The following is a 23,258-nucleotide window of genomic DNA, read 5'->3' as shown; positions in this document are numbered from 1 at the left end:
GGGCAGCCTACGACGTGCCCGGCGCGCCCGCGCGCGGACCCGGCGCGGCGAGTTGCCCCGCCGCGCTTCCGGTTACGCGCATCCGATGCCCTTCGCGCGGTAGGCCCCGTCCTGGTCCAAGCGCGCCTCCGGCGAGAGCAGCACGTCGGCCTCCAGCTGCCGTGCCCGCTGGGACGGGGTGCCCTCACCGCCGAGCCTGCGATCCGCGGGACGCTCGTACAGCGGAGCGCCGCCGCACATCGCCTCCACGAACCGCTGCCGTCCGGCCAGCTGACGCTCCTGCGCCCTGCGCTGGTACTCCTCGCGCCGCCCTGGCTCGATGGCCTGGATGAACGCCTCCGGGTGCACCACCGCGAGCAGACCGTTCACGTGGCCGAAGCCGAGCGAGGTGACCAGACCGGCCTTCAGCGGAAGGCGGCCACCCAGGCGCAGCGGTTCGCGCAGCCACACCAGGTGCGGGAAGGCGAGCATCTTCTCGTCGACGCAGTCGAGGCTGCGGTTCGGCGGGATGACGCCCTGTTCCAGCACCTGGCACAGGCCGATGAGCTGGAAGGCGGCCGCGCCGCCCTTCGCGTGCCCGGTGAGGCTCTTCTGCGAGACGACGAACAGCGGAGCGCCGTCCGAACGTCCGATGGCCGTCGCGAGACGCTCGTGCAGTTCGGACTCGTTCGGGTCGTTGGCGGCGGTGGAGGTGTCGTGCTTGGACACCACCGCGATCTCGTCCGGGGTGACGCCCAGCTTGCGCAGTTCGGTCGCCAGCCTGGACTCCGTCCCGCCACGACCGGCGCCCAGCGCGCCCAGACCGGGAGCCGGGATGGAGGTGTGCACGCCGTCGGCGAAGGACTGCGCGTAGGCCACCACGCCCAGCACCGGCAGGCCCATCTCCAGCGCGACGCTGCCGCGCGCCAGCAGGATGGTGCCGCCGCCCTGGGATTCGACGAATCCGCCGCGGCGGCGGTCGTTGGCGCGGGAGAAGTACCGGTCGCTGATGCCCTTGGCGCTCATGGCCGCGGAATCCGCGGTGGCCGACATGTCGCCGAAGCCGACGATGCCCTCGATGCCGAGATCGTCGTAACCGCCGGCCACGACCAGGTCGGCCTTGCCGAGCCGGATCTTGTCGACGCCCTCCTCGACCGACACCGCGGCGGTGGCGCAGGCCGCCACCGGGTGCACCATCGCGCCGTAGCTGCCGACGTAGGACTGCACCACGTGCGCCAGCGCCACGTTCGGCAGCGCCTCCTGCAGGATGTCGTTCGGGCGCGACTCACCCAGCAGGTTGTCGATGTACAGCGAGCGCATCGAGGACATGCCGCCCATGCCGGTGCCCTGCGTGTTGGCGACCAGCGAGGGGTGCACCCAGCTCATCAGCTCCGCGGGGCTGAATCCGGAGCCGATGAACGCGTCCACCGTGCAGACGATGTTCCACAGCGCGACCCGGTCCACCGAAGCGGCCATGTCGGGCGAGATACCCCAGATGGTGGGGTCCCAGCCGGTCGGGATCTGGCCGCCGACGGTGCGCGAGAGCTTGGCCCGGCGCGGCACGCGGATCTCGGTGCCCGCCTTGCGCGTCACCGTCCAGTCGCCGGAGCCCTCGACCGGCGTGATCACCGTGTGCTCCGGGTCGGCGGCGTAGAAGGCGCGGGCCTCGGCCTCGCCGCCCACCGTGAACGACAGGTCCTGGTCGAGGAAGACCGAGGTCATCAGCGGCGCCGAGTTGTCGGTCATGGCGCCGTCGTCCTCGTAGCGGCGCACACCGCACCGGGCGACGACGGCGTCGTGGTAACGCTCGGCCAGCTCGTGCTCGGGCACGTAGTCACCGGACGCGGCGTCGTACCAGCCCGGCTTCGGGTCGTTCTCCCAGGTGACCATGCCGGTGGTCCAGGCGAGTTCCAGCACGCCCGCCGCCGACAGCTCGTCGGAGACCTCCATCTCGAAGCGGGTGCGCGCCGAGCCGTACGGGCCGAGCTCGCCCGCGCCGACGATGACCACCATGTCGGCCGGGTCCGCGGTCACCTCGCCCCACTCGGGGACCGGCAGCGCGGAGGTCACGGTCGGCGGCGCGGGCAGCGCCGCGATCGTGCGGCCGGAGTCCGCGTCGGTCTCCGCCTCCGTCTGCTCCGCGGCCTGCTTGGCCAGCGCGGGCAGGTCCAGCTTGGCCCTGGCCAGCCCGCCGGTCAGGTCGATCTGCTGCGGGCCGCTCGCGGTCACCTGACGGGCCCGCGAGGTGCACCACTTGAGCAGCTCGTCGGCCATCTCGGTGGTGGACCAGGTCTGCACGCCCGCCTTCTCGACCGCCTCGACCATCGGGTCGTTGTGGCCCATCAGGCCGGTGCCGCGCACCCAGCCGATCAGGGCGTGCACCAGGGTGACCCGGCTCGACCACGACTTCTCGGCCCGCCACTTGGCGACCACCGCGTCCAGCGCAGCCTTCGACTCGCCGTAGGCTCCGTCGCCGCCGAACATGCCCCGGTTGGGCGAACCCGGCAGCACCACGTGCAGTTTCGCGTCCACGTCGTGATCGGCGCCCAGCTTGGACAGCCCGCCGATCAGCCGTTCGACCGACCACAGCAGCACGCGCATCTCCATCTCGGCGCGCGCGCCCGCGTCGGCGAGGTCACCGGCCACCCGCGGCGCCGCGAACGGCAGCAGCAGGGTGGGCGTCATCGCGTCCTTGATCTTGATCTTCGCGCCGCCCGCGCTGTCGACCTGCTCGGTGCCGATCCAGTCGATCAGGGCATCGACGTCCTGGTAGGACGCCATGTTGGCGGGAACGACCCACAGTGCCGCGCCGTGACGGGCGTTGTCGCGGTAGAGCTTCCGGTAGAAGGCGAGACGTTCGTCGTTGAGCGACGAGGTGGTGACCACCACCGTGGCGCCACCGCTGAGCAACCTTCCGGTCGCCGCCGCGGCGATCGATCCCTTGCTCGCGCCGGTGATCACCGCGATGTCGGAGGACCACAGACCGGGCTCCTCCGTGCTCAGGGCCGCCTCGGCGATGCGCTCGTACAGTCCGGCCAGCACCGAACGCGCCTCGTGCATCGCCCGCTGCCGCCACCAGTTGGCTTGGGCCGCAACGGCTTCACCCGCGCCGATGAACCCGGTGACCGGCTGGTCGGCACTGTCGGAGTCGTCGGCGAGCCACAGTCGGGCCAGATCCTCGCGCGCGGTGGCCCACCGGTCGTCCAGCAGCACCGCCTTGCGGGCGTCGAACGCAGGCGCGACCAGACGCGGCCAGTCCGAACCGAGTTCGGCCGACACCAGATCGACCAGGGAGTCCTCGGTGGCTTCCGGCGCGGACACGCGCTCGGACAAACCGAGCTGTTCGAGCACGACGCGCGCGGCCGTGGCCAGCACGCCGTCGCGGCCGGTGATCTGCTCGGTGAATTCGCCCAGCGCGGCGGCGTCGACGGTCGCACCGCCACCCCCGCCCGCCGAAGGCAGCGACACCGCGACACCGCGGCGGGCCGCGACGGCCTGCACGGCCGCGTCGATGGCCGCGTCGACCGAGGCGGCGTCGCCGAGCGCGCCGGAGACCAGCCCGCCCAGGTCGCCACCGCGCACGCTGGTGCCTTCCCTGGTGCCGAGCGACACCTCTGCGGTCACGTGGCTGGCCCAGCCGTCGCCGAGTTCCCAGACCTTCTTGACCCGGTCCGCGATGGCGGCCGGACGCTTGCCGGACGGGCCGAAGACCTTGCGCAGATGGTCGCCGATGGCGTCGGTGAGCACCGTGCCGAACGGACGGTAGGTGCGGGCGAGCCGCTCCACCGTCGCCGACAGCGCGCCCATGTCGGCGTCGGCGGCGCCGTCGATCGCGCCGAGCGACAGCTCGGAGCCGAGGTCGACCAGCAGCTGGTTACGCCGGGAGGACACGCCGTCGCACAGGCCCTCGATGGTGTCCACCGGGCCGATCTGGTCCAGCCGCAGCTTGGTCCACAGCGCGATCAGCACGCGCGTCGCGTCGGCGGCGGTGAAGGCGATGTCGTCCGGACGCGGCCCGCCCGAACTCGGCGCGGGCGCGGCCACGGGGGCGGCGGCGACCGCTGCCGGAGCCGCGGCGGCGGCCGGCTCGTCCACCGGCTCGTCGACCGGGGCGGGATCGGTGTCGGTCGCGTAGACGATCGCCGCCTCGCGCTCGATGTTGAGCACCTCCACCTTGGCTCCGCCGAAGGCGGGCAGCTTCAACGTCTGGCTGGCCAAGTTGGCCACCGTCGGCGTGGCGCCGAGACCGATCTCGACGAACCGCTCCACTCCGAGCCCACCCTGCGCGGGGTCGGTGAACAGCAGGTCCTGGGTCTCGATCCAGCGCACCGGGCTGGCGAACTGCCAGGCGAGCAATTCGATCAGCACCACGCGGCACAGGTCGACCGGCCGCGCCGCCCAGCTGTCGAAGTCGGCCAGCACCTCGGTGAGCGGCTCGGACGGCACCAGGTCCGCGATCTCCTGCACGAACGCCCGCTCCAGCGAGAACAGCCTCGGCACCAGGTTCGGGATGTAGCGGCCGACCAGGGTCGCCGGGTCCAGGTCCACCGGCAGCAGCTGTTCGAGCTTCTGCCGGAACTCCGGAACGCCCTTGCGCAGCACCGTCGAGTGGAACGGCACATCGATGCCGGGGACCAGGATGAAGGCGCGCTTGCCGCCGAATTCCGCACGGCGGCGGTCGATCTCCTGCTCCAGCGCGTCCAGCCCGGCCACCGTGCCCGCGATCGCGTACTGCGAACCGCGCAGGTTCAGGTTGACCACCTCGAGGAACTCCCCGACCCGATCGCCGACTTCCTTGACGAAGCCGACGACCTCCGCGTCGGGCAGTCCGATCTGCGAGGGCCGGATCGCGGCCATCCGGTAGTCGCTGCGTCCCTGCGCGTCCCGCGGCACCAGCTCGTGCATCGCCGAACCCCGTTGGAACACCACCTCGAGCACCGCCTCCAGCGGCAGCACTCCGGCGACGGCGGCGAGCGCGTTGTACTCGCCCACCGAGTGGCCCGCGAGCAGCGCACCCTCGACGAACGCACCGGACTCGCGCAGTTCCGCCATCTGGGCGACACCGAGGGTGGCCATGGCGACCTGCGTGAACTGCGTCAGGTGCAGCACGCCGTCCGGGTGCCGGTGCTCGACGCCGCGCGCCTTCAGGTAGGTCGGGTTGTCCCGCACCACGGCGAGAATCGAGAAGCCCAGCGCCGCACGGGTGTGCTTGTCGGCGCGGTCCCAGACCTCCTTGGCCGCCTTCGACCGGGAGCGGGCGTCCAGACCCATCCCCTTGCGCTGGATGCCCTGGCCGGGGAAGGCGTAGACGGTCTTCGGCGCCGCGGTGCGACCGGTCGCGGTCATCACCAGCTCGCCTTCGGCGCGGCAGGAGACCTCGACGATCTCGCTGCCCGCGTCGAGCGCGACGCGCTCGACGCGCACATCGATCTGCGCGCCGGGGCGGACCATGCCGAGGAACCGGGTGGTCCATGCGGTCAGCGTCCGCGCGGGCGCCGAACTCGACGGATCCACCGCCGACACGACGTGCTGCGCGGCCGCCGACAACCACATGCCGTGCACGATCGGGCTGCCGAGCCCGGCGAGCTTGGCGGCGGCATCGCTGGTGTGGATCGGGTTGTGATCACCGGACACGGCGGCGAAGGCGTGCATGGTGCGCGGAGCGACGATCGTGACGTCGCGGCGACGCCTGCGCGGGGTGTCGGTGGCCGCGTCGGACACCGTGCCCGCCGCGCGCGGCGGATCGGCGAGCTCGCCCGCTCCGGTGCGTCCGCGGATGGCGAACCGTTCGGTGAGAGTGGCCAGCACCGGCATCGACATCCCGGTCTCGGGCTTGTCCAGCATGGCGGTGATCCGCACGTGCACCTCGACCACGCGGCCGAGGTCGGTGTCGACGGTCTCCCCCGCCTCCGCGCGCACCGCAAGCACGCTGGTCTCGGCGGGCAGCGCACCGGCGAGATGCACCTGGTGGTCCAGGTGGACCAGGTCGAGCATGCCCTCGATGACGCTCTCGCCCCGCGCGGTGCGGGTCGCGCCGAGCACCGCGAACACGGCGGGCCAGCACGCGCCGACCAGCACGTCGGGCACGGTACGGCCGAGCGTGCTCAGCGTGGCGGGCAGGCCGGAGCCGGTGACCCCGGCGTGATCGGCGATCAGGTCCGGCATCCAGGCCAGGTTCACGTGGGCGACCTTGCCCTTGACCTCGGGCAGGTCCTGGCCCGCCGCGACCGCGAGCAGCGCGGACATGGCCTCGTCGGCGTCGGCCTCGGTGACGACCGGGGCGCCGCCGTTGTAGACCGAGGTCGGCACGGTGATCCGGATGCGGACCGCGTTGCCCGCCAGCAGCGGGACGGTCAGCTCAACGTAGGCGTGCTCCGGCTCCGGACCGGTGGTCTCGACCAGCGTCGCGCCGCTGGGCGGATGCACCGCGCCCTTTCCGTCGACGACCCACTCGGACAGGTCGCCGAGCCGGTGCACCGGGCTGATCGCGGTGCGCCCGGCCCACTGCACGTCGGGGGCGGCGAGCACGGCGTCGATCGGGCCGCCGGTGACGCCCGCCGTGCGGCGCGCGTCCACGGGGACCGGGGCCACGCCCGCGCGCACCAGGGAGTACGCGGTGTCCTGTTCGAAGCGGTCGAGCAACTCGCCCACCGGCTCGTCGACCCGGGTGATGCCCGCGACCGAGACCGTGCCGGGGATGACGCACACCTGATCGGCCGAGTAGCGCGGATCGTGCGCCTGCCACAGCGAATCCGAGCGCCACCAGCGGCGCACGTCGCCGTCCACGACCGGAACGAAGTTCACCGGCTTGCCGGGGGTCTTGCACAACGCGATGAAGAACGGGACGTCGGCCGGGTGCAGCAGCGTCTGCGCCGTAGCGGGGTAGGCGTCCTTCAGCGCGCACAGGGCGCCGACCGGGTCCTCGAAGTCCTCGTCACTGGCGAACAGGGTGGGGATCTCGCCGCGGTCGGCCGGGTGCAGCCGAGACTCGGTGCGGCGCACCATCTCCGCGAACCGGTCGCGCCAGGTGATGTCCAGCCACACCGAACGGGTGGCCTCCGCGATCGCGTCGCCCAGGTCGCTGCCGCAGTCGAAGTCCTTGCGGCGGTCCAGCCCGACGGCGAGCTCGATGTAGCGCTCCAGCCACTCCTGGTAGGTCATGGTGGACAGGTCGCCGAAGTACGGCTTGGCGGTGGCGTTCAGCGCCGCGATGATCTCGTCCCGGCGCGCCGCGACCGCGTCGGCGTCACCCGCCACCTCGTCCAGCAGCCGGCCGGTGCGCGAAGCGGCGTTGTCGATCTCGTGGATGTCGGCGCCCAGCTGGCTGCGGCCCGAGGCCATGCCGCCGGACGCGGTGCCCGCACCGACCCAGTCCGGGGTGCCGGGGGTGTCCACGAGCAGTTGCTTGACCTCAGGCGCCGTGGTGGCTTCCAGCGTGGCCATGGCCGCGGTACCGACCAGAACGCCGTCCAGCGGCATCACCGGGTAGCCGTGCCGCACCGCCCACTGGCCGGTGAGGTACTCCGTGGCGCGCTCGGGCGTTCCGATGCCGCCGCCGACGCACACCACCACGTTGGCGCGGTTGCGCAGCTCGGCGTAGGTCTCCAGCAGCAGGTCGTCCAGGTCCTCCCAGGAGTGGTGACCGCCGGCCTTGCCGCCCTCGATGTGCATGATCACCGGGTAGTCCGGCACCTCGTCGGCGATGCGAAGCACGGCCCTGATCTGGGCGACGGTGCCCGGCTTGAACGCGACGTGGCTGATCCCGACCTCGGTGAGCTCCTGGATCAGCGCGACGGCTTCCTCCAGCTCCGGAATGCCCGCGGTCACGATGACGCCGTCGAACGGGGCGCCCGCCGAACGGGCCCGCTGCACCAGTCGCTTGCCGCCCAGCTGCAGCTTCCACAGGTAGGGATCGAGGAACAAGGAGTTGAACTGCACCGAACGCCCCGGATGCAGCAGCTTCTTCAGCTCGGCAACCCGGTCGGCGAAGATCTGCTCGGTGACCTGTCCGCCACCGGCCAGCTCCGCCCAGTGGCCGGCGTTCGCCGCGGCCGCGACGATCTTCGCGTCGACTGTCGTGGGGGTCATGCCGGCGAGCAGGATCGGCGAGCGTCCGGTCAGCTTGGTGAAGGCGGTCTCGACCACGATGCGCCCGTTGGGCAGCCGCACCGGCCGCGGCGCGAACGCCGACCAGGGGGTCGCAGGCTCCGGCGCGGCGCCCGGGGTGAGCAGGCTGCGCTGACCGGCGCGGGTGGCGGCGGCGACGATGCCGAGGCCGGTGCCCTTCAGCGTGCCGCCCGTGACGCGGGAGAGCAGGTCGCCGGGGCCGAGGTCCAGAATCCACTCCGCGCCTGCGGAGATCACGCCTTCGACGACCTCCACCCAGTCGATCGGATCGACCAGGATCTGCCGCGCCAGCTCGCCCGCCAGTTCCGCGTCCAGGCCGCACTGGGTGGCCCAGCTGCTCACCAAGTCCACCGTGTCGGCCAGCGCCGGGTGGTGGAACGCCACGTCGACGGCCACGTCCTCGAAGACCGGAGCGAACACCGAGCCACCGCGCACCTTGGCGTCGCGTTCGCGCGCCTGCTCGTCGTGGAGCTGCGCACACCGCTGCCGCACCCGCTCCAACTGCGCGGGCGGCCCGGACAGCACCGCGCGGCGGCGTCCGTTGCGGATCGAGACCACCACGGCGGCGGCGGGATCGGCTCCCGCGCACACCTCGGCCACCACGGCGCGCAGCTGCTCGGGATCGACGTTGGACACCGCGACCATCGGCGAGCGCTCGCCCACCGGCATCAGCCCGCGCCGACGCGCCACCAAACCCGCTGCGGCGCCGATCATCTGGGCCACCGCGAGCAGCTCCGCGTCGCGGGCGCCACCGGCTTCCACCGCCGCGGCGGCGAGCAGGCCCTGCGAGTGCCCGACGATCGCGACCGGCGCGTGCTCGGCCGGATCCAGACCCTGCAGGCGCAGCGCCCGCACGGCCGCCACCTGGGTCAGCAGCACACCGGGCATGGACACCGCCGCCGAGCGCAGCACCGCCTCGGACGGGGCCGCGGACGCCTCGCCCTCGTCGCCGTCGGCGAGCTCGTTCTCGAGCATCCACCCGATGGGATCGAAGCCGACGGGACGGACCACCAGCAACTGCGCCGCGACCGGCTCGAGCAGCGTCGCCGCCTCGTTGACCAGTGCGGTCAGCTCCGGCTCCAGCGCGCTGTCGCGCCCGATCTCCTCCAGTTCACGCAGCCACTGCGCGCCCTGCCCACCGAAGGCGAGCGCGTACGGCACGCCGCCGAGCAGACGATCCAACAGCGGCGACCGCGCCCCGCCCGACGCGGCCTTCCCGGCGGCGCCGGCCACCTTCGTGCTCTGTCCGGACTCGGTCTTGGTGCTCTCGTTGATCGTCAAGACGCTTCGACTTCCTTCTCCATGCGACATGCCTCGGCGACACGCCGGTCCCTACCGGTTCACGAGTGATCGCGGGTGATCGGCCTGATAGGGGCGAGGATGGCACAAAATCATGAGGAAATCCTCACGTTTGCCTCCGGGCGTGGCCGCTACTTAGGAGTATTTCAGTACGTACGTACCAGAATAGTCGTGAACATGACTCCGCCTCATGTTTGAACTCCCTGGTCCATCGGGTTACCAACGCGTACGAAACATGAGTGCCCCTCATATTGAGGTTCATCAAATCGTTATAATCCCAGGTGGGGTTACTGACCAGTACGCCACGCCAACCCAATGCTTCGCTATGACCGATTGGCCCGGTAGAGTTTGGACGGTCGTACCATCAAGCGCGAGTGGCGAAATTGGCAGACGCGCCAGATTTAGGTTCTGGTGTCCACGGACGTAGGGGTTCAAGTCCCCTCTCGCGCACAGATTCACGTCAGTCGTGACGCTCGCCCGAGCCGCGTATCGGAGGGCACTCGCACACTCGGAGATCACCAGCGGAAACAAGCTCTGACCTGTGATGATTCATGGCCTATCTGCCGGGCGGCAACACACCTGCCCGTGCGAAAAGTTTGCTGACAGAGGTGATCGCCAGTAATCAAGCCGGTCATCCCGTCGCGCTCGCCGTTGCGGGAACCCATCTACAAACCGCAGGTCACGAACCGCGTGGTTCGTACCCGACCGTGATGTCGTCTACGGAATCTGCACCGTCGGCGATCGCGGCTGCGTCCTCGACAAGCACACCGTCACCGCCTCGACTGGCAACCAGGGGGCCGCCCGGAGCTCACCGCCTGGAAGCCGGTGTTCTCCTTGCTCGACCGACCATGGACGGGCAGACGCTCATCGCTGTGGGCCGGTACCCGGTACGGACTGCGGCGCCGAGCGGGCTTCTCCGACGCCGACGTGTCGAGCTCTGACGGCGGCGCATCGCGGGCAATGTCGCCCGCGACTCCACCCCCGAATCTAGAACGGGTTGTCGGCCGGAACCCAAGCGCGTCCGACCACCTGTAGATCGCCTATCGCCACAGAGCGAATACTGGCCGAAGATGGTCGTCTCAAGCCGTGGCCGCCAGTACCAGATCCCGATAGGGCAGCTTGGTGATCGGATTATCGGCGATGCCGAGTTCCACTTCGACCTGACAGAGGTGAATGGTTGCCACGTCCGTGTCGGCCGCCGTGATTTCCGTTTCGACGAATGTTCCAGCATCGGTGACGGCATCGATGCTGACGATGATGTCGTCCCGCTCCGGGTGCTGGTAGATGGTCCTGCGCTTCTCGACACGGACGAGTTCGACCATGCCGATCGCGTCTAGTAGCCGACTGCCCGACTCGGCTTGCTCCGGCCCGCTGAGGGTGACGTTGGTTTCGCGCTTGGCGATCACGTCGGCGTCGCTGTGTGTAGCAGCGTTGGACGGCGGCTTATAGGTCATCTCAGCGAAGCCATCGCGACGCCGAATACGAAGGCATTCAACAGTCTTCATGTAGTCGACGTCGGGTCGGCTGTAATAGATGTCGACCTCGGTGAGGTGTCCGGCCTCTCGATATCCGAGTTCGGTGAGGCGCTGCCGAAGGACGTGGGGGTCGGGAAGTTCCCGTTTACGCTCGACCTCGATCAAGTGCATGTGCTGGATCATCCTCTCGCATGGATGGCCGTGTGTACGCGGGCCAGGTTCGGTTTGGAGCAGTGTCGACGGATCGTTCCCAGCGCCTGTTGCAGAACTTCGGAGTCGGCGACAGGAACGTTCTGGAACAAGACCATCTGCTTGGCGTCGATCAAAGGGTTCGCAAGACTCTTGCGCAGAAATCGGTTGTAATAGTGGCGCTCTCGGACGAGCACGTCAGTGGCCCGCACAGGAACAAGCACGGACGGACTGGATTCTGCCTCCACGGAGTTGGTGGCGAACGCAGTCAGAAGCTCATCTGCTGTGAGATAGGCATAGGTCTCTCGGCCCTCCCGCTCGAGCCAAGTACCCCATACGTGGCTGCAGTCGCCGTCGCCGCGCTCCGCCGCGGCGAGGAACAGACTGAGCGCTACGTCGGTGACAGTGTCGAAGATGTCGCTGTCGATGACGTGGTGATCGCCGTAGCGTTCGCTGACCGCCTCGATGGCGGCGCGGTCATTCTGCGATAACCATCCGTCACCGGTGAATGAGAAGTGCACACGTTTGTGTCCAGCGCGGAAGTCGATCCAGTCGCCCGACAGTTGGCCGTCGAGAGTCGGGGTGAATCCGAGGACTCCCGACCTCCAAACGTGATCGCGCAGCGTGATGTAGTGACGTTGCAGTTCGCGAAAAAGCCCGATCGGCGCATGGATGACCGCGTAGATCCGAGTGTCCAGTTCTGCTGCCGCCACGATGCGGGAGTTCTGGCGAATGACCAAGTCGTCGTCGTGGCGATGGTAGGGATGCGTGCCTTCCCGTAGATAGTGCGGCACGAACAGACGAAGAAACTGCAGCCACGACTGGGCGTTGTAGGACTGGACGACGCGCTCGTGCAGCGATACGGCATCGACTGCGTAGACGTCACGGTAGACGAAGAATCCGTAAGGCTTCAGTACCGTCGGAAAGATCCGCATCAAGGTGTGCAGGCCACTGTATGCACCACCGTAGGAGTACACCTCATGCAGCAGTGCCGATGCGCTGATGACATCGACGGGTTCGCAGACCATTGATCCGATGTTCTGGGCCCATCCATGAAGCAGCTCGCAGGTACCTACCGCGTTGAACTGGTCGATAGCCTGCGTCAGCGACTGAGATGCGATTCCGGGCGCCTCTATCAGAGTCAATCGCACGTCGCGGGGCTGGTCACGGAGCTGAGAAGCGAGAAACTCGACCGCAGCACCGCCACCAGGGCCGATCTCGATGATGTGCGGCTCGGTGCCTGCTACGCGCGAGAGAGCGCGGTGCACGAGCATGCCTTTCTCGTGGCCATGGTCGTTTGCTGCGATATCGAGATAGGTCCGCTCCGCTTTTCGCTCGGAAGCGAAGGGGTTAGTTGTTCCGATCATTGCGCACCAGTGATGGTCGTTACGTGGTTCCGGGCAGTCGGCCGGATGTGGCTAAGGCTCGAGGTAGAGGCGTTCATTGGGGAGCCGGGGCAGGTGCCGGGGATCGTCCGAGATCACGTGGATGGCGTTGGGATGGTGGTGGGCGTGGAAATCCTGGACGAACAGCAGCGCGGCCGTCAGGCAGGCGGCGAAGTCCAAGCGCACGTCGTTCAGGTAGATCGACAGATGGACATCCCGTTCCATCGGCCGCGGGGACCCTCCCGGACCGGTCACGAGGCGCGACTGCGGGACTGGCCGGAAGACCAGCGCGGGCCGACGCACGCCCGCACCGAGGAAATCACCACGGCGCCCAGCGGGCGGTAGGTATCGCGCGCCGGCTCGATCCACCGGCGGACTCCTGCGGGCATGCCTACTGGAGATGGCAGAGCGATCAGTCCGCCATTACGGATGACCTTGACCTGGTGACGGAACAACATCGCGAACAGCCGCGGGTCGTCCGGAAAGTCGGGACGAATCAAGAACGTCCATGTCCCGGACCGCGGGTGAGTGAAGATCGGCCCCAACGCGTGCTGCCTGACCTGCATGTGATGCCGCACGCCAGCACCGATATGTGCAGGCATCGTCACGGCGCCGACCGATCCGGCCACCAATTCGATCCGGCCGAGGGCCGGATCGACTCGAGTCGGTAAGCCACACACTCGCCGGTAGAAGGCGCAGCGCTGTTCGGCTGACTCGCCGACCCGCACATCGGGCGACTCGTGCTCAGCGACAGTTCGGCGGCCCCTACCCACGCCGCGGACTGACGACGCACCCTCGCCAGCGAATCTTCCTGCATTGTTATGCGAAACCATGCTCTGCCTCCCTGAGATCTCGAATCGCGCCCGACGCCGAGGGCTTGCGCCACCGACCAGCGGCATTGCGGGCCGGTGTGCCGAAGAGGATCGGCATCGGCCCGGCGTCGGACGCGACTTCAGTCTGTGACGGAGGCAACGGAAGCCGGTATATCTTGGATGCGGACAAGAAACTGTCCCCGTTCGAGGCTGTCCCGGTAGTGGTCGCATCCGACCAGGTCACAGAGGATGTAGCGATGGCCCAACAACCGCGTGAACTGGCCGCCATGGAGTCGGCGCGACAGTTCTTCGGCGCCGAGCTGCGGCACTGGCGGCTGCTACGGAAACTGTCTCTGAACCAGCTCGGGGCAATCAGCCACGACAGCGGTTCGCTGATCGGCAAAATCGAGAAAGCTCAACGCCGTCCGACACAAGCGTTCGCCGCGCGAATGGATAGAGCGCTCGACACCGACGGCATCCTCCAACGCATGTGGCTCGACATGAATTCTGCCGCAGCAGAGATGAGTACATCTCCCCCCTTGGTGGCCGCAGAAACCGCTGCGCCCTGGGTGGGCCTGGAAGCCTTCGACCCTGTCCGCGAATGGTTGGAGTCAGCCGTTCCTACGTTCGGCCGCGGCACAGGCCATCGGCGTGTAGGGCGCACCGATGTCGCGGTGATGTGGTCGATGTGCAGCGTATTCGCCAACGCAGATCATCACCTCGGTGGAGGATACGCTCGCGCGACTCTGGCAAGGCTCATCGACGACGTTGTCATACCAGCGTTGCGCGGTTCCTACGACGACCAGACAGCCTCTCAGCTGTATGCCGTCTCCGCCCGGTTATGCAACTTGAGCGGCTTCATGTGCTTCGACTCTGCGCAGCAGGGTCTTGGACAGCAGTACTTTCAGCAGGCCCTCCAACTCGCCAAAGCGGCCAGAAACACCGCCTTGGGCGCACACATCCTTACCGATATGTCCATGCAGGCCCACTACCTCAGCCGTCCCACCGAGGCCGTGCGATGTGGTACCGCCGCGGTGCAGGCCGCCGAGCAGTCAGGCTCCCCCAGTACCGCGGCACGCTGCAACGCGCTTCTGGCGCGTGCACATGCGCTCAATAACGATGCGAGCGCGAGGGCGATGCACGACGCCGAACGGCATCTCGGCCGTGCTCGGCCAGATGACGAACCGGACTGGATCCGGTTTTTCACCGACCGCCAACTGTCGGCCGAGTTCATGTATGTCGCTCACGATGGGCGACGTCCGACAGATGTACGCGAGCAGGCACCTATTGTTCTGGCGGACTCGGTAGGGATGGAGCGAAGGAAGGTCCTGGTCGCCGCAACGCTTGCAGCCTCCTTCGTGCCTGAGGATGGAGAGCGCGTGTGCAATTCAGACGCCGACGTCGAGCAGGCGTGCCAGGTACTACTGGACACGCTTCCCGCAGCGCGCGGACTGACCAGCTCCCGTGCGATCGAGTCGATCAACCTCGTTCGGCGCCGACTCGCGCCGTTCGCGAGCATGCCTGCAGTTCAACAGGTCGAACACGAGTTCCAGGCATCCGTTGCGTTAGTGGGATAAGGCTGAAACATGTCATCAACGATCGACACCGTGCTGCGCCGAGGATGCGAAGCTCGTGGGCTGGACCCGACAGACGCGGTCCTCCTTCATCATTCGAGCAACGCCGTCTATGTGCTGCCGCGCCATGACGCAGTCGCACGGGTCAGCCGGACAGAGGCGGATCCAGACCGACAGATCCGCACATACGCCGTAACACAGTGGCTGACCACCGCATACAATTTCGATGCCACAGCTCCACTTCCTGGGGTGGAACCGATCGAGATCGCCGGACACACCATCGGATTCTGGACCTACTATCCACAGACAGACGACACCCCGGCGCCGACCTCCACAGAACTCGGGCGGCTGCTGCGCACCCTGCATGACCTCCCCGCACCGTCGGCCCTGGAGTTGCCGACGTGGACGCCCCTGGAGTCGCTGCACGGGGCACTACTGGAACAGCATGCTCTCGACTCGATCACATACGACGAACAGTCCTGGCTTCTCGAACGCATCGACGAGATCCGCAAAGAGCTGAGTGAGCTCGACTGGCCCCTCGGACTCGGTCTCATCCACGGCGATGCATGGGCAGGAAACCTACTGTGGGACAACCGAGCCGACGCCAAGACGGCAATCCTCGGCGACTGGGACTGGGTAAGCATCGGCCCCCGCGAAGTCGACTTGATCCCCACATGGCACGCTTCGGTCCGCTACGGACGCGACCACACCTGGGTCCGCAACTTCATCGACGAATACGGCTACGACCTGTCCGACTGGTCCGGCTACAACTTGCTGCTGGACATGCGAGACCTCGTACAACTAACCGGCCCCCTTCGCCGCGCTACAAGTTCACCCGAATACGCCCAGCGACTGCGCCAACGACTAGATGACATCCGCGCAGGCAACCGAGCGACCCAGTGGAGCCAGTATCGAACACAAGGCAGCTGACCTCGCCGACCCACCGCAACTCTGGTCCGGGCAGCCGCCACCTCAAGTACGTCGGTGGAGAGCCAGCACGGCAGTTGGCAGGGGCCCGACAGCACCGCCATCCGGTTCACACGCACCGGCGCCACAGTGACCAGCTCAGTCGACACCACGGTAGTGCCGACCCACGCTCCGCAAGGGGCGATCTCTCTCGAGCTGCGGTGGCGCGATCGTCGATGATCAGCTTTCATGGAGATAGGGGGAATCGGCAGACTGGACCGAGAAGGAAAGTGTCCATGTCTATTCAGCCACGTGCAGGCTTCCCTCTGCCCACAGATCCGGCCCTCGCCACACGCAGGCGCCAAGTAGGGCCTTCGACGATCGCGGTATCCATCATCAACGACCGTGCGCGACTATCCGGCCGCCGCATATTCGCTGAACTACGTTGGCCAGCAGGCCAACCCATCACCTATACCGTCGCTGGACATCTCATCGCCATCCGCTCAGCCCATCCCCACGAAACCCGCCATAGGATCAGCCGACTAGGACAGATACGACTGCCCGCAGCGACACGACGCGCCACCGGCATCGTTCTCGGCGATCCCCTCCTCCTCATCGCCATACCCAATGCCGATGTCGTCGCTATCGTCCCGGCGCCGATCGTGTACGAGGCCCTGTCATCTGCTTTGGCGCTCCTCCCCGGTGCGGCATGATCCCCGACGACCGCGAGGTTGCCCGGCTGTTTCTGGAGCGGTTGGGAATCCACCCGGAAGAACTCCTGCGCACGACAACTCCCGCCAGCAAAACGCCAACCTTCGCTGAGTACGTACCGCGAGTCGCCGAGGCGGTCTCCGCCGGAGCCCGACGCACCTACCTTCCCTACTGGCGTCAACTCAGTCGGCGCTGGCCCGACCGTCCAATCGACCAACCGACGCACCTCGAACTACAGGAACTCGTCGAGCAAACCCGACGGACCGCCGTCCTGCGCCGCAACAACCGCAGAGGGCGATCCGCCGCCGAGCATATGGTCTGCGCGATTCGCTGCCTCTACCGTTACGCCAGCAACGACGGGCACATTTCCGCCTCCAACAACCCGTCCGCGCATTTGGAGAAGCCACCACGACTTCCCGGCACCCGTCGCGCACTGTCCACCCACCAACTCGAACAAATCAACCATGTCGCCGCAACCACAGGAGACGACCCCGAACTCGACACCCTCCTACTGCGGCTACACCTCGAAACCGCCTGCCGCACAGGTAGCGCCCTCAAACTCCGCCGAGAAGACCTCGATCCCGAGCAATGCCTGATCCGACTGTCCGGCAAGGGCGGAACCCTACACTGGCAGCCAGTCTCCCCCACCTTGATGACCCGATTGATCGCACACGGTGAACGAAGCCCCGATCCAGGACTCCAACTGTTGCGATACCGACACGGCCGTCCGATCACCCGCCGCAGCTACGACCACCTCTGGAATCGCATTGGACGCCACCTCCCCTGGGTCACCGTGCAGCAGATAACAACCCACTGGCTCCGACACACCACCCTCACCTGGGTCGAACGCAACTTCGGATACGCCACCGCCCGCGCATTCGCCAATCACGCCGGACCAGCCGGCCAGGACGGTGCCACCCTCACGTACGTCCAAGCATCCATCGAAGAAGTCGCATCAGCCGTAGCCGCACTCACCGGCGAACCACACCCCCTCGCGATCTAACGCCCAAGGCGTCGCCTCACCGAAGGCCTCGACCAGACCGATCTCGCCAAGATCGGTCCGAAGGTTCCGACCCAGCGCTGCGAGGCGATGCAGTCACGCACTCCCGAAGCGAAAGGCGTTGATTCTCGCCGGACACTTTGGCACGGTGCTGACCGGCGGCGCCAGCGGCGCGAACTCCGTCGGGCAAAGGGTTGAGATCCTCGCCGAACACTCCGGCCCGGCACTGCAGATCGGTACCCGAAACTCATGCCGTGGATGATGTGGTTGAGATTCTCGCCGGGCGCTCGGCCCGTCGCTGCCCCGATTTTGCCGTACCGGTGATCGCTGGGATGCGGCTGCGGGCCGGCAAGACCGGCTTAGCCAAAGGAGCGGGCCGTATGGTCGCCCAGTCGATCGCCGCCGCCCGCAGGGCCGGTGCACCGGCGAGACCCTCCTGCGCGGCGATGCGGCCTACAGCACCCGTGCCGGGATCGGTGCCTGCCGCCGCGCCGGGTGCGGTTCTCGCTGGTGCTCACCAAGAATCCGGCCGTAGCGCGGGCGATCGCGGCGATGCCGGAGACGGCATGGACGCCGGTGAAATACCCGGGCGCGGTCCGCGATCCAGACACCGGAGAGTGGATCTCCTACGCCGAGGTTGCCGAAATCGGCTACTCCGGTTCGCATCCAAACCCGACCGGGTCACCGCCCGGTTGATCGTGCGCCGCGTCCGCGATGCCGCCCGCCAGCACGAACTGTTCCCGGTCTGGCCGCATCACCCGTTCTTCACCGACTCCGTCGAGCCAGCACCGACCGCCGACATCACCCACAGCCGCCACGCCGTCATCGAAACCGTATTCGCCGATCTGATCGACGACCCGGAGGTCGGCGGCTCGGGTTCGTCTTCTACGAGGGGTTCGAGGGCGGTGCCCGGAAGGTCGCGTTGGCGCGGCGAGTGCGGGTCAGCTCCGGGATTGTGATCGAGTGTGGTTCGGTCGCATCGCCTGGCCGATTCGGCTCGGTTGGCACGCGACCCAGTGGTCGCGTTATCGGGGACCGGCCACAATCACATGCCCAGTGGTACTCAACATATTACATTGATGTAGTTTACTGAGGCGTAGTCGGTAGAAACTACGCACTGCTATGACGGCTACTGGCTGTAGTTAGGTCGGAGGCTGCTATCGCGTATGGCAGGCGTGTGATCGTTAGGAGGCGGCATGGGCAAGAAGGCAGTAGTGCTGTTGAGCGGGGGACTCGACTCTTCGACGGTTCTGGCGATCGCGCGTGACGAGGGCTATGAGCCCTATGCTCTAAGCTTTCGCTATGGACAGCGGCACAACGTCGAACTCGAGGCGGCGGGGCGGGTTGCAAAGGCATTGGAAGCAGCGGCGCATGTCGTGGCCGATATCGATCTGCGGGTCTTCGGCGGGTCGGCGCTGACCTCGGACATCGCCGTTCCGCATCACGATCACGCCGATGACATCGATACCGCCGAGATTCCGATCACCTACGTACCGGCTCGCAACACGATCTTCCTGTCGTTCGCATTGGCATGGGCAGAGACCCTGGGAGCAAGCGACGTGTTCATCGGCGTGAACGCGTTGGATTACAGCGGGTACCCGGACTGCCGCCCCGAGTACATCGAGGCGTACGAGCGCATGGCGAATCTGGCTACCAAGGCAGGGGTGGAGGGTAGGCAGAATTTGAAGGTCCATACCCCGCTCATCGAGTTGACCAAGGCGCAAACGATCGAGCGCGGCCTCGCCCTGGGAGTGGACTACAGCCTTACCCACAGTTGCTACGACCCCCGGCCCGACGGCGCAGCTTGCGGCACGTGCGACTCGTGTCTGCTTCGGATCCGAGGCTTCCAGGAGCTCGGCATGTCCGACCCAGCACCGTACGTTCCGACCCGAGTGGGCTGATGAGTTATCAGGTCAAGGAGCTGTTCTACACGCTGCAGGGCGAGGGAGGGAACGCCGGGCGCCCGGCCGTGTTCTGCCGGTTCGCCGCCTGCAATCTCTGGAACGGTCGAGAGTCTGGTCGAGCTCGAGCGATCTGCCAATTCTGCGACACCGATTTCGTAGGCACCGACGGGCCCGGCGGTGGCACTTTCGCCACAGCTGCTGACCTAACCGCAGCGGTCGTTGCGGCCTGGGAGGGGGAGGCTCATCCGCGCTCACGACCGCTGGTCGTGTGTACGGGTGGAGAGCCGCTATTACAACTTGACCAGCCACTGGTGGACGAGCTCCATGTCGCGGGCTTCGAGATAGCGGTCGAGACAAACGGCACCAAGCCCGCACCAGATGGGCTCGACTGGATCTGTGTCAGCCCCAAAGCTGGCGCAGAGCTCGTGTTGACATCGGGTGACGAGTTGAAACTCGTCTTCCCTCAGGCTGGAGCGGCTCCAGAGTTGTTCGAATCACTCGACTTCCGTTCGCTACTGCTGCAGCCGATGGACGGTCCATCTCTGCAGGAGAACACGAAGGCGGCGATCGAGTATTGCCTCCAGCATCCGCAGTGGAGGTTGAGCGTCCAGACCCACAAGTACATAGGAGTCAAGTGATGGAGATCTACCGCGAATTCACCTTCGAGGCGGCTCACCGTCTGCCAAATGTCCCGGCGGGACATAAATGTGCACGGCTCCATGGGCATTCGTACCGCGTGGTGATTCAGGTTGCCGGAGAGCTAGATCCGAAGACCGGTTGGGTGATGGACTTTGCCGAGATCAAGAAGGCGTTTGCCCCGCTGTCCGAACAATTGGACCATCACTACCTCAACGAGGTTCCAGGACTGGAGAATCCGACCAGCGAGGTCATCGCGCGCTGGATCTGGGCACGTCTGATCGATCAGTTGCCGCTCTCTCAGGTTGTCATAAAGGAGACCTGCACGTCCGGATGCGTTTACCGCGGGGAGGATGAAGCAGATGCTCGCTGATGTGCAGGCGGAACCCGACACACGAGGTATCTCTCTTGCGGAGGTCGGGATTGAAGGGCTGCGCTATCCCTTGCTTATCGCAGATGGGCAGGGCGGCAAAAGGGAAGTCGCCGCAACCGTCACCATGTCGGTGAGTCTCACCGCGGATGTCAAAGGTGCACACCTGAGCCGTTTTATCGATGTCTTGAACGAGTGGCGAGATCAATTCGGACCGGACAATACGCTGAGTATGGTTGACGAACTCAGGCGCCGTATGGGTAGCAGTTCAGCGCGGGTCAGGGTCTCTTTTCCTTACTTTCTCGAGCGTCGGGCACCTGTTTCCGGTACCCTGTCCTTCGTCGATTACGCGTGCGAACTCGAAGCGGCTGTCTCGGGCGCCGGATTCGAGTTGACTCAGCATGTAGACGTGCCGGTGACGAGTGTTTGCCCCTGCAGCAAGGCCATCAGCGACCGCGGCGCCCACAACCAGCGGGGACATGTGACGATCGGCGCCCGTCCTCTCGATCCGTGCGGTGACCTGTGGTTCGACGACCTGATCGATATCGCGGAGTCTTCCGGTTCTTCACCTGTCTATTCGCTTCTGAAGCGGTCCGACGAGCGGTACGTCACCATGGCCGCATACGATCACCCGGTGTTTGTCGAGGACATCGCGCGACATGTGGCCCTCGCACTGCAGGCGGACGGTCGCATAGCCGAGTACCGCGTCCGTATCGTCAACGACGAGAGCATCCACAACCACGCCGCGTATGCGGCCATTCCGTGGACGGCAGTCGCCACGGCCAACGGGAGCGGCGATGGTGACTAACAGTCCCCAATCCCCAGTACATATAGTTGTCACCTGCACGAACCGTAAACGTATCGCTGTCCCCGAGCAGTTGACGCTGGGAAGTATCAGCGCTGTCACGCCGCGCGACAGATTCTCCACATGGACCCGTCGGCTCAGTGAAGAACCGCCGACCATTCCTGCGGAAGACCTGTACTGCGGTGATCATTGGAATATCGCACGAAGCTTGCCGAACCTGATCGGCGAGCAGGCTAGCCTGTGGGTCTGTTCGGCGGGATATGGACTCGTACCGGTCGATACCTGCTTGAACCCTTATATGGCGACGTTCTCGGCCGGGAGCCGAGACTCGGTGGGCCGAGACCGGGCAACTACAGCCGACTGGTGGCGACGACTTTCCGACTGGGCAGGCCCGCACCCTGATCAGCCGCGATCTTTCGCGGGCCTGGCACGACGCGATCCTGATGCCACCATCGTGGCGGTCCTGTCCAATCCCTACCTGTATGCCTGTGCTGATGATCTCCGCAGCGCGGCAGCATCACTAAACTCCATAGACAAGTTCATCGTGATCGGTGCGAACCGGGCTACGCCCGAACTGGAAGATGTGGTCATCCCGATCCCGGCTACTCTGCGATCCGTTGTCGGCGGAAGCCTGCATGCCCTCCAGGTCCGTGCCGCCACACACTTGCTCCCACTTGCTATGGCTGAACCCGCCGGCATCGGCCGGAAAGTTCTGCGCGAGCTTGCCCAGCAGGTTGTCGCTGCTGCCCCGCCTGATCCGAGCCGGCGAGCTCCGGGAGTGCGGATGGGCGACGATGAAGTGCGGCAGTTCATTATTCTCCACAGGGTTGCGCCTGCGGTGAGCGCGACCAGGCTGCTGCGAAAGCTGCGAGATTCCGGGTTCTCCTGCGAGCAGGGACGTTTCAAGAAGCTCTATCACGAGACCATGGCGGAGGTGGCGGCCTAAATGACCTCCGGCAGCCCCAACCTCCTTCGTCGGCGGGCACTCTGTCTGTCACAGAGCGGAAAGCACCCCCTGTACGTATTCACTCTCAGAGCCGAAGAGATCCTGCAGGTTGCCGATATCTCCCGCGTCAGCCGGGACGAAGTCGGCAAGCTGATCGGATATCAGCGGCCAGAGGTCCGCCGCCACGTCCAGGAGATCGTCGAATACCTCGATGGCGTTGATGCGATCTTTCCCAACCCCATCATCATGGCGCTCTCCGATCGGGTGCAGTTCCGAGCAATCCGCGGCAACCGCATGCCTGGTGATGAGTTGGGAATCACTGGAACGGTGACGATCCCGCTGCCGGCTACCGGACGATCGAAGCCTGCCTGGATAGTCGACGGGCAACAGCGGGCGATCGCCCTGTCTCGGATCAAGAAGAAGGATTTTCCGGTTCCGGTAACGGCTTTCGTCGCAGACTCGGTGCAAATTCAGCGCGATCAGTTCATCCGTGTCAACAACACTCGCCCCCTACCGCGGGGCCTCGTGACGGAATTGCTGCCCGAAGTAGACAGCAAATTGCCGTCGCGTCTGGCCCTGCGTAAGGCGCCCTCGGAGTTGTGCGACGTCTTGAATACCGATGAGAAATCTCCCATGCACGGGATAATTCGGCGATCCTCGACGTCGAAGAACTTCGATACCAAGGCCGTGATCACGGATACCGCCGTGGTGGACATGATTCAAGAAAGCCTGACGTCGCCTTCTGGATGCCTGTATCCATATCGGAACGTGCGCCAGAATGAAACAGACTTCGATGGAATCATCCATGCTCTGTTCACGTACTGGTCCGCAGTGCGCGACACATTTCCCGATGCTTGGGGAAAGCCTGCGAGCAGAAGTCGGCTCATGCACGGCGCGGGAATCCGAGCTATGGGTAGGTTGATGGATCGCATCTTGGGAACGGTGGACGCGCGCCGCCCGGATGCACTCCAAACAATTCGGAAACATCTGGAACTCGTTGCTCCTCATTGCTGCTGGACCTCGGGGACGTGGGATGAGAACGGGATGAGATGGAACGAGGTTCAAAATGTGCCCAAACACATTCAGGAGTTGTCCAACTACCTGATACGGGCATATCTCAATGCGAGGGTGGGCGTATAG

14 protein-coding genes, 1 tRNA gene and 1 pseudogene are annotated in these 23,258 nt (G+C 66.3%); 11 read left to right on the top strand and 5 right to left on the bottom strand.

All coding sequences use genetic code 11. The features are described 5' to 3' along the window. Nucleotides 1–72 precede the first annotated feature (72 nt). A complete protein-coding gene (locus ACH49X_RS13825) occupies nucleotides 73–9,387 on the bottom strand; it encodes a fatty acid synthase subunit beta domain-containing protein (RefSeq protein ID WP_357205020.1) in 9,315 nt (3,104 codons plus the stop codon). A gap of 386 nt (nucleotides 9,388–9,773) precedes the next feature. On the opposite strand from ACH49X_RS13825, the gene ACH49X_RS13820 reads away from it, so the two are divergent. Continuing rightward, a tRNA-Leu gene (locus ACH49X_RS13820) sits at nucleotides 9,774–9,855 on the top strand. A gap of 629 nt (nucleotides 9,856–10,484) precedes the next feature. Here ACH49X_RS13820 and cyaB read toward each other — a convergent pair. The 4 genes from cyaB to ACH49X_RS13800 are packed head-to-tail and all read right to left on the bottom strand — an operon-like array spanning nucleotide 10,485 to nucleotide 13,083. Further along, nucleotides 10,485–11,051, bottom strand: a complete 567-nt coding sequence (gene cyaB / locus ACH49X_RS13815; protein WP_357205017.1) for a class IV adenylate cyclase — start codon at nucleotides 11,049–11,051, stop codon at nucleotides 10,485–10,487. 8 nt (nucleotides 11,052–11,059) lie between these two features. Continuing rightward, nucleotides 11,060–12,436, bottom strand: a complete 1,377-nt coding sequence (locus ACH49X_RS13810; RefSeq protein ID WP_357205014.1) for a hypothetical protein — start codon at nucleotides 12,434–12,436, stop codon at nucleotides 11,060–11,062. 51 nt (nucleotides 12,437–12,487) lie between these two features. Continuing rightward, the gene (locus ACH49X_RS13805) at nucleotides 12,488–12,679 is read right to left on the bottom strand and encodes a hypothetical protein (RefSeq protein ID WP_357205011.1); all 192 of its coding nucleotides are present in this window, start codon (nucleotides 12,677–12,679) and stop codon (nucleotides 12,488–12,490) included. A gap of 26 nt (nucleotides 12,680–12,705) precedes the next feature. Then, a complete protein-coding gene (locus ACH49X_RS13800) occupies nucleotides 12,706–13,083 on the bottom strand; it encodes a DNA-directed RNA polymerase subunit beta (protein ID WP_244892119.1) in 378 nt (125 codons plus the stop codon). A 440-nt stretch (nucleotides 13,084–13,523) separates the two neighbouring features. Here ACH49X_RS13800 and ACH49X_RS13795 point away from each other — a divergent pair, with 440 nt between their 5' ends. The 10 genes and pseudogenes from ACH49X_RS13795 to dbpB all read left to right on the top strand — a co-directional run bounded on the left by ACH49X_RS13795 (nucleotide 13,524) and on the right by dbpB (nucleotide 23,258). After that, nucleotides 13,524–14,843 carry a helix-turn-helix transcriptional regulator gene (locus ACH49X_RS13795; protein ID WP_357205005.1) on the top strand — a complete coding sequence of 440 codons (1,320 nt, stop codon included), beginning with the start codon at nucleotides 13,524–13,526 and terminating at the stop codon, nucleotides 14,841–14,843. A 9-nt stretch (nucleotides 14,844–14,852) separates the two neighbouring features. Further along, a complete protein-coding gene (locus ACH49X_RS13790) occupies nucleotides 14,853–15,770 on the top strand; it encodes an aminoglycoside phosphotransferase family protein (protein ID WP_357205002.1) in 918 nt (305 codons plus the stop codon). Nucleotides 15,771–16,455: 685 nt separating this feature from the next. Further along, the gene (locus ACH49X_RS13785) at nucleotides 16,456–17,460 is read left to right on the top strand and encodes a site-specific integrase (protein ID WP_357204999.1); all 1,005 of its coding nucleotides are present in this window, start codon (nucleotides 16,456–16,458) and stop codon (nucleotides 17,458–17,460) included. Between the two features lie 308 nt (nucleotides 17,461–17,768). Continuing rightward, nucleotides 17,769–18,317, top strand: a pseudogene (locus ACH49X_RS13780) (IS1380 family transposase); the annotation flags it as partial. 336 nt (nucleotides 18,318–18,653) lie between these two features. Continuing rightward, entirely contained in the window at nucleotides 18,654–19,358 is a 705-nt protein-coding gene (queC, locus tag ACH49X_RS13775; RefSeq protein WP_357204996.1) for a 7-cyano-7-deazaguanine synthase QueC, read from the top strand. Further along, on the top strand, nucleotides 19,358–19,999 hold the full coding sequence (gene queE, locus ACH49X_RS13770; RefSeq protein WP_357204993.1) for a 7-carboxy-7-deazaguanine synthase: 642 nt from the start codon (nucleotides 19,358–19,360) through the stop codon (nucleotides 19,997–19,999). Before queC ends, queE begins: the two co-directional genes overlap by 1 nt. Continuing rightward, the gene (gene queD, locus ACH49X_RS13765; protein ID WP_357204990.1) at nucleotides 19,999–20,370 is read left to right on the top strand and encodes a 6-carboxytetrahydropterin synthase QueD; all 372 of its coding nucleotides are present in this window, start codon (nucleotides 19,999–20,001) and stop codon (nucleotides 20,368–20,370) included. Before queE ends, queD begins: the two co-directional genes overlap by 1 nt. Beyond that, the gene (folE2, locus tag ACH49X_RS13760; RefSeq protein ID WP_357204987.1) at nucleotides 20,351–21,175 is read left to right on the top strand and encodes a GTP cyclohydrolase FolE2; all 825 of its coding nucleotides are present in this window, start codon (nucleotides 20,351–20,353) and stop codon (nucleotides 21,173–21,175) included. The genes queD and folE2 overlap by 20 nt, the downstream gene beginning before the upstream one ends. Beyond that, nucleotides 21,165–22,118, top strand: a complete 954-nt coding sequence (locus ACH49X_RS13755) for a hypothetical protein (protein WP_357204984.1) — start codon at nucleotides 21,165–21,167, stop codon at nucleotides 22,116–22,118. Before folE2 ends, ACH49X_RS13755 begins: the two co-directional genes overlap by 11 nt. After that, nucleotides 22,119–23,258: a DGQHR domain-containing protein DpdB gene (gene dbpB, locus ACH49X_RS13750; RefSeq protein ID WP_357204981.1), complete on the top strand. Its 1,140-nt coding sequence runs from the start codon at nucleotides 22,119–22,121 to the stop codon at nucleotides 23,256–23,258.

This window comes from Nocardia sp. NPDC019323 (assembly GCF_044389845.1).
Classification (GTDB): domain Bacteria; phylum Actinomycetota; class Actinomycetes; order Mycobacteriales; family Mycobacteriaceae; genus Nocardia; species Nocardia implantans.
Note: the sequence above shows the minus strand (reverse complement) of the source record. Positions and strands in the feature narration are given on the sequence as shown.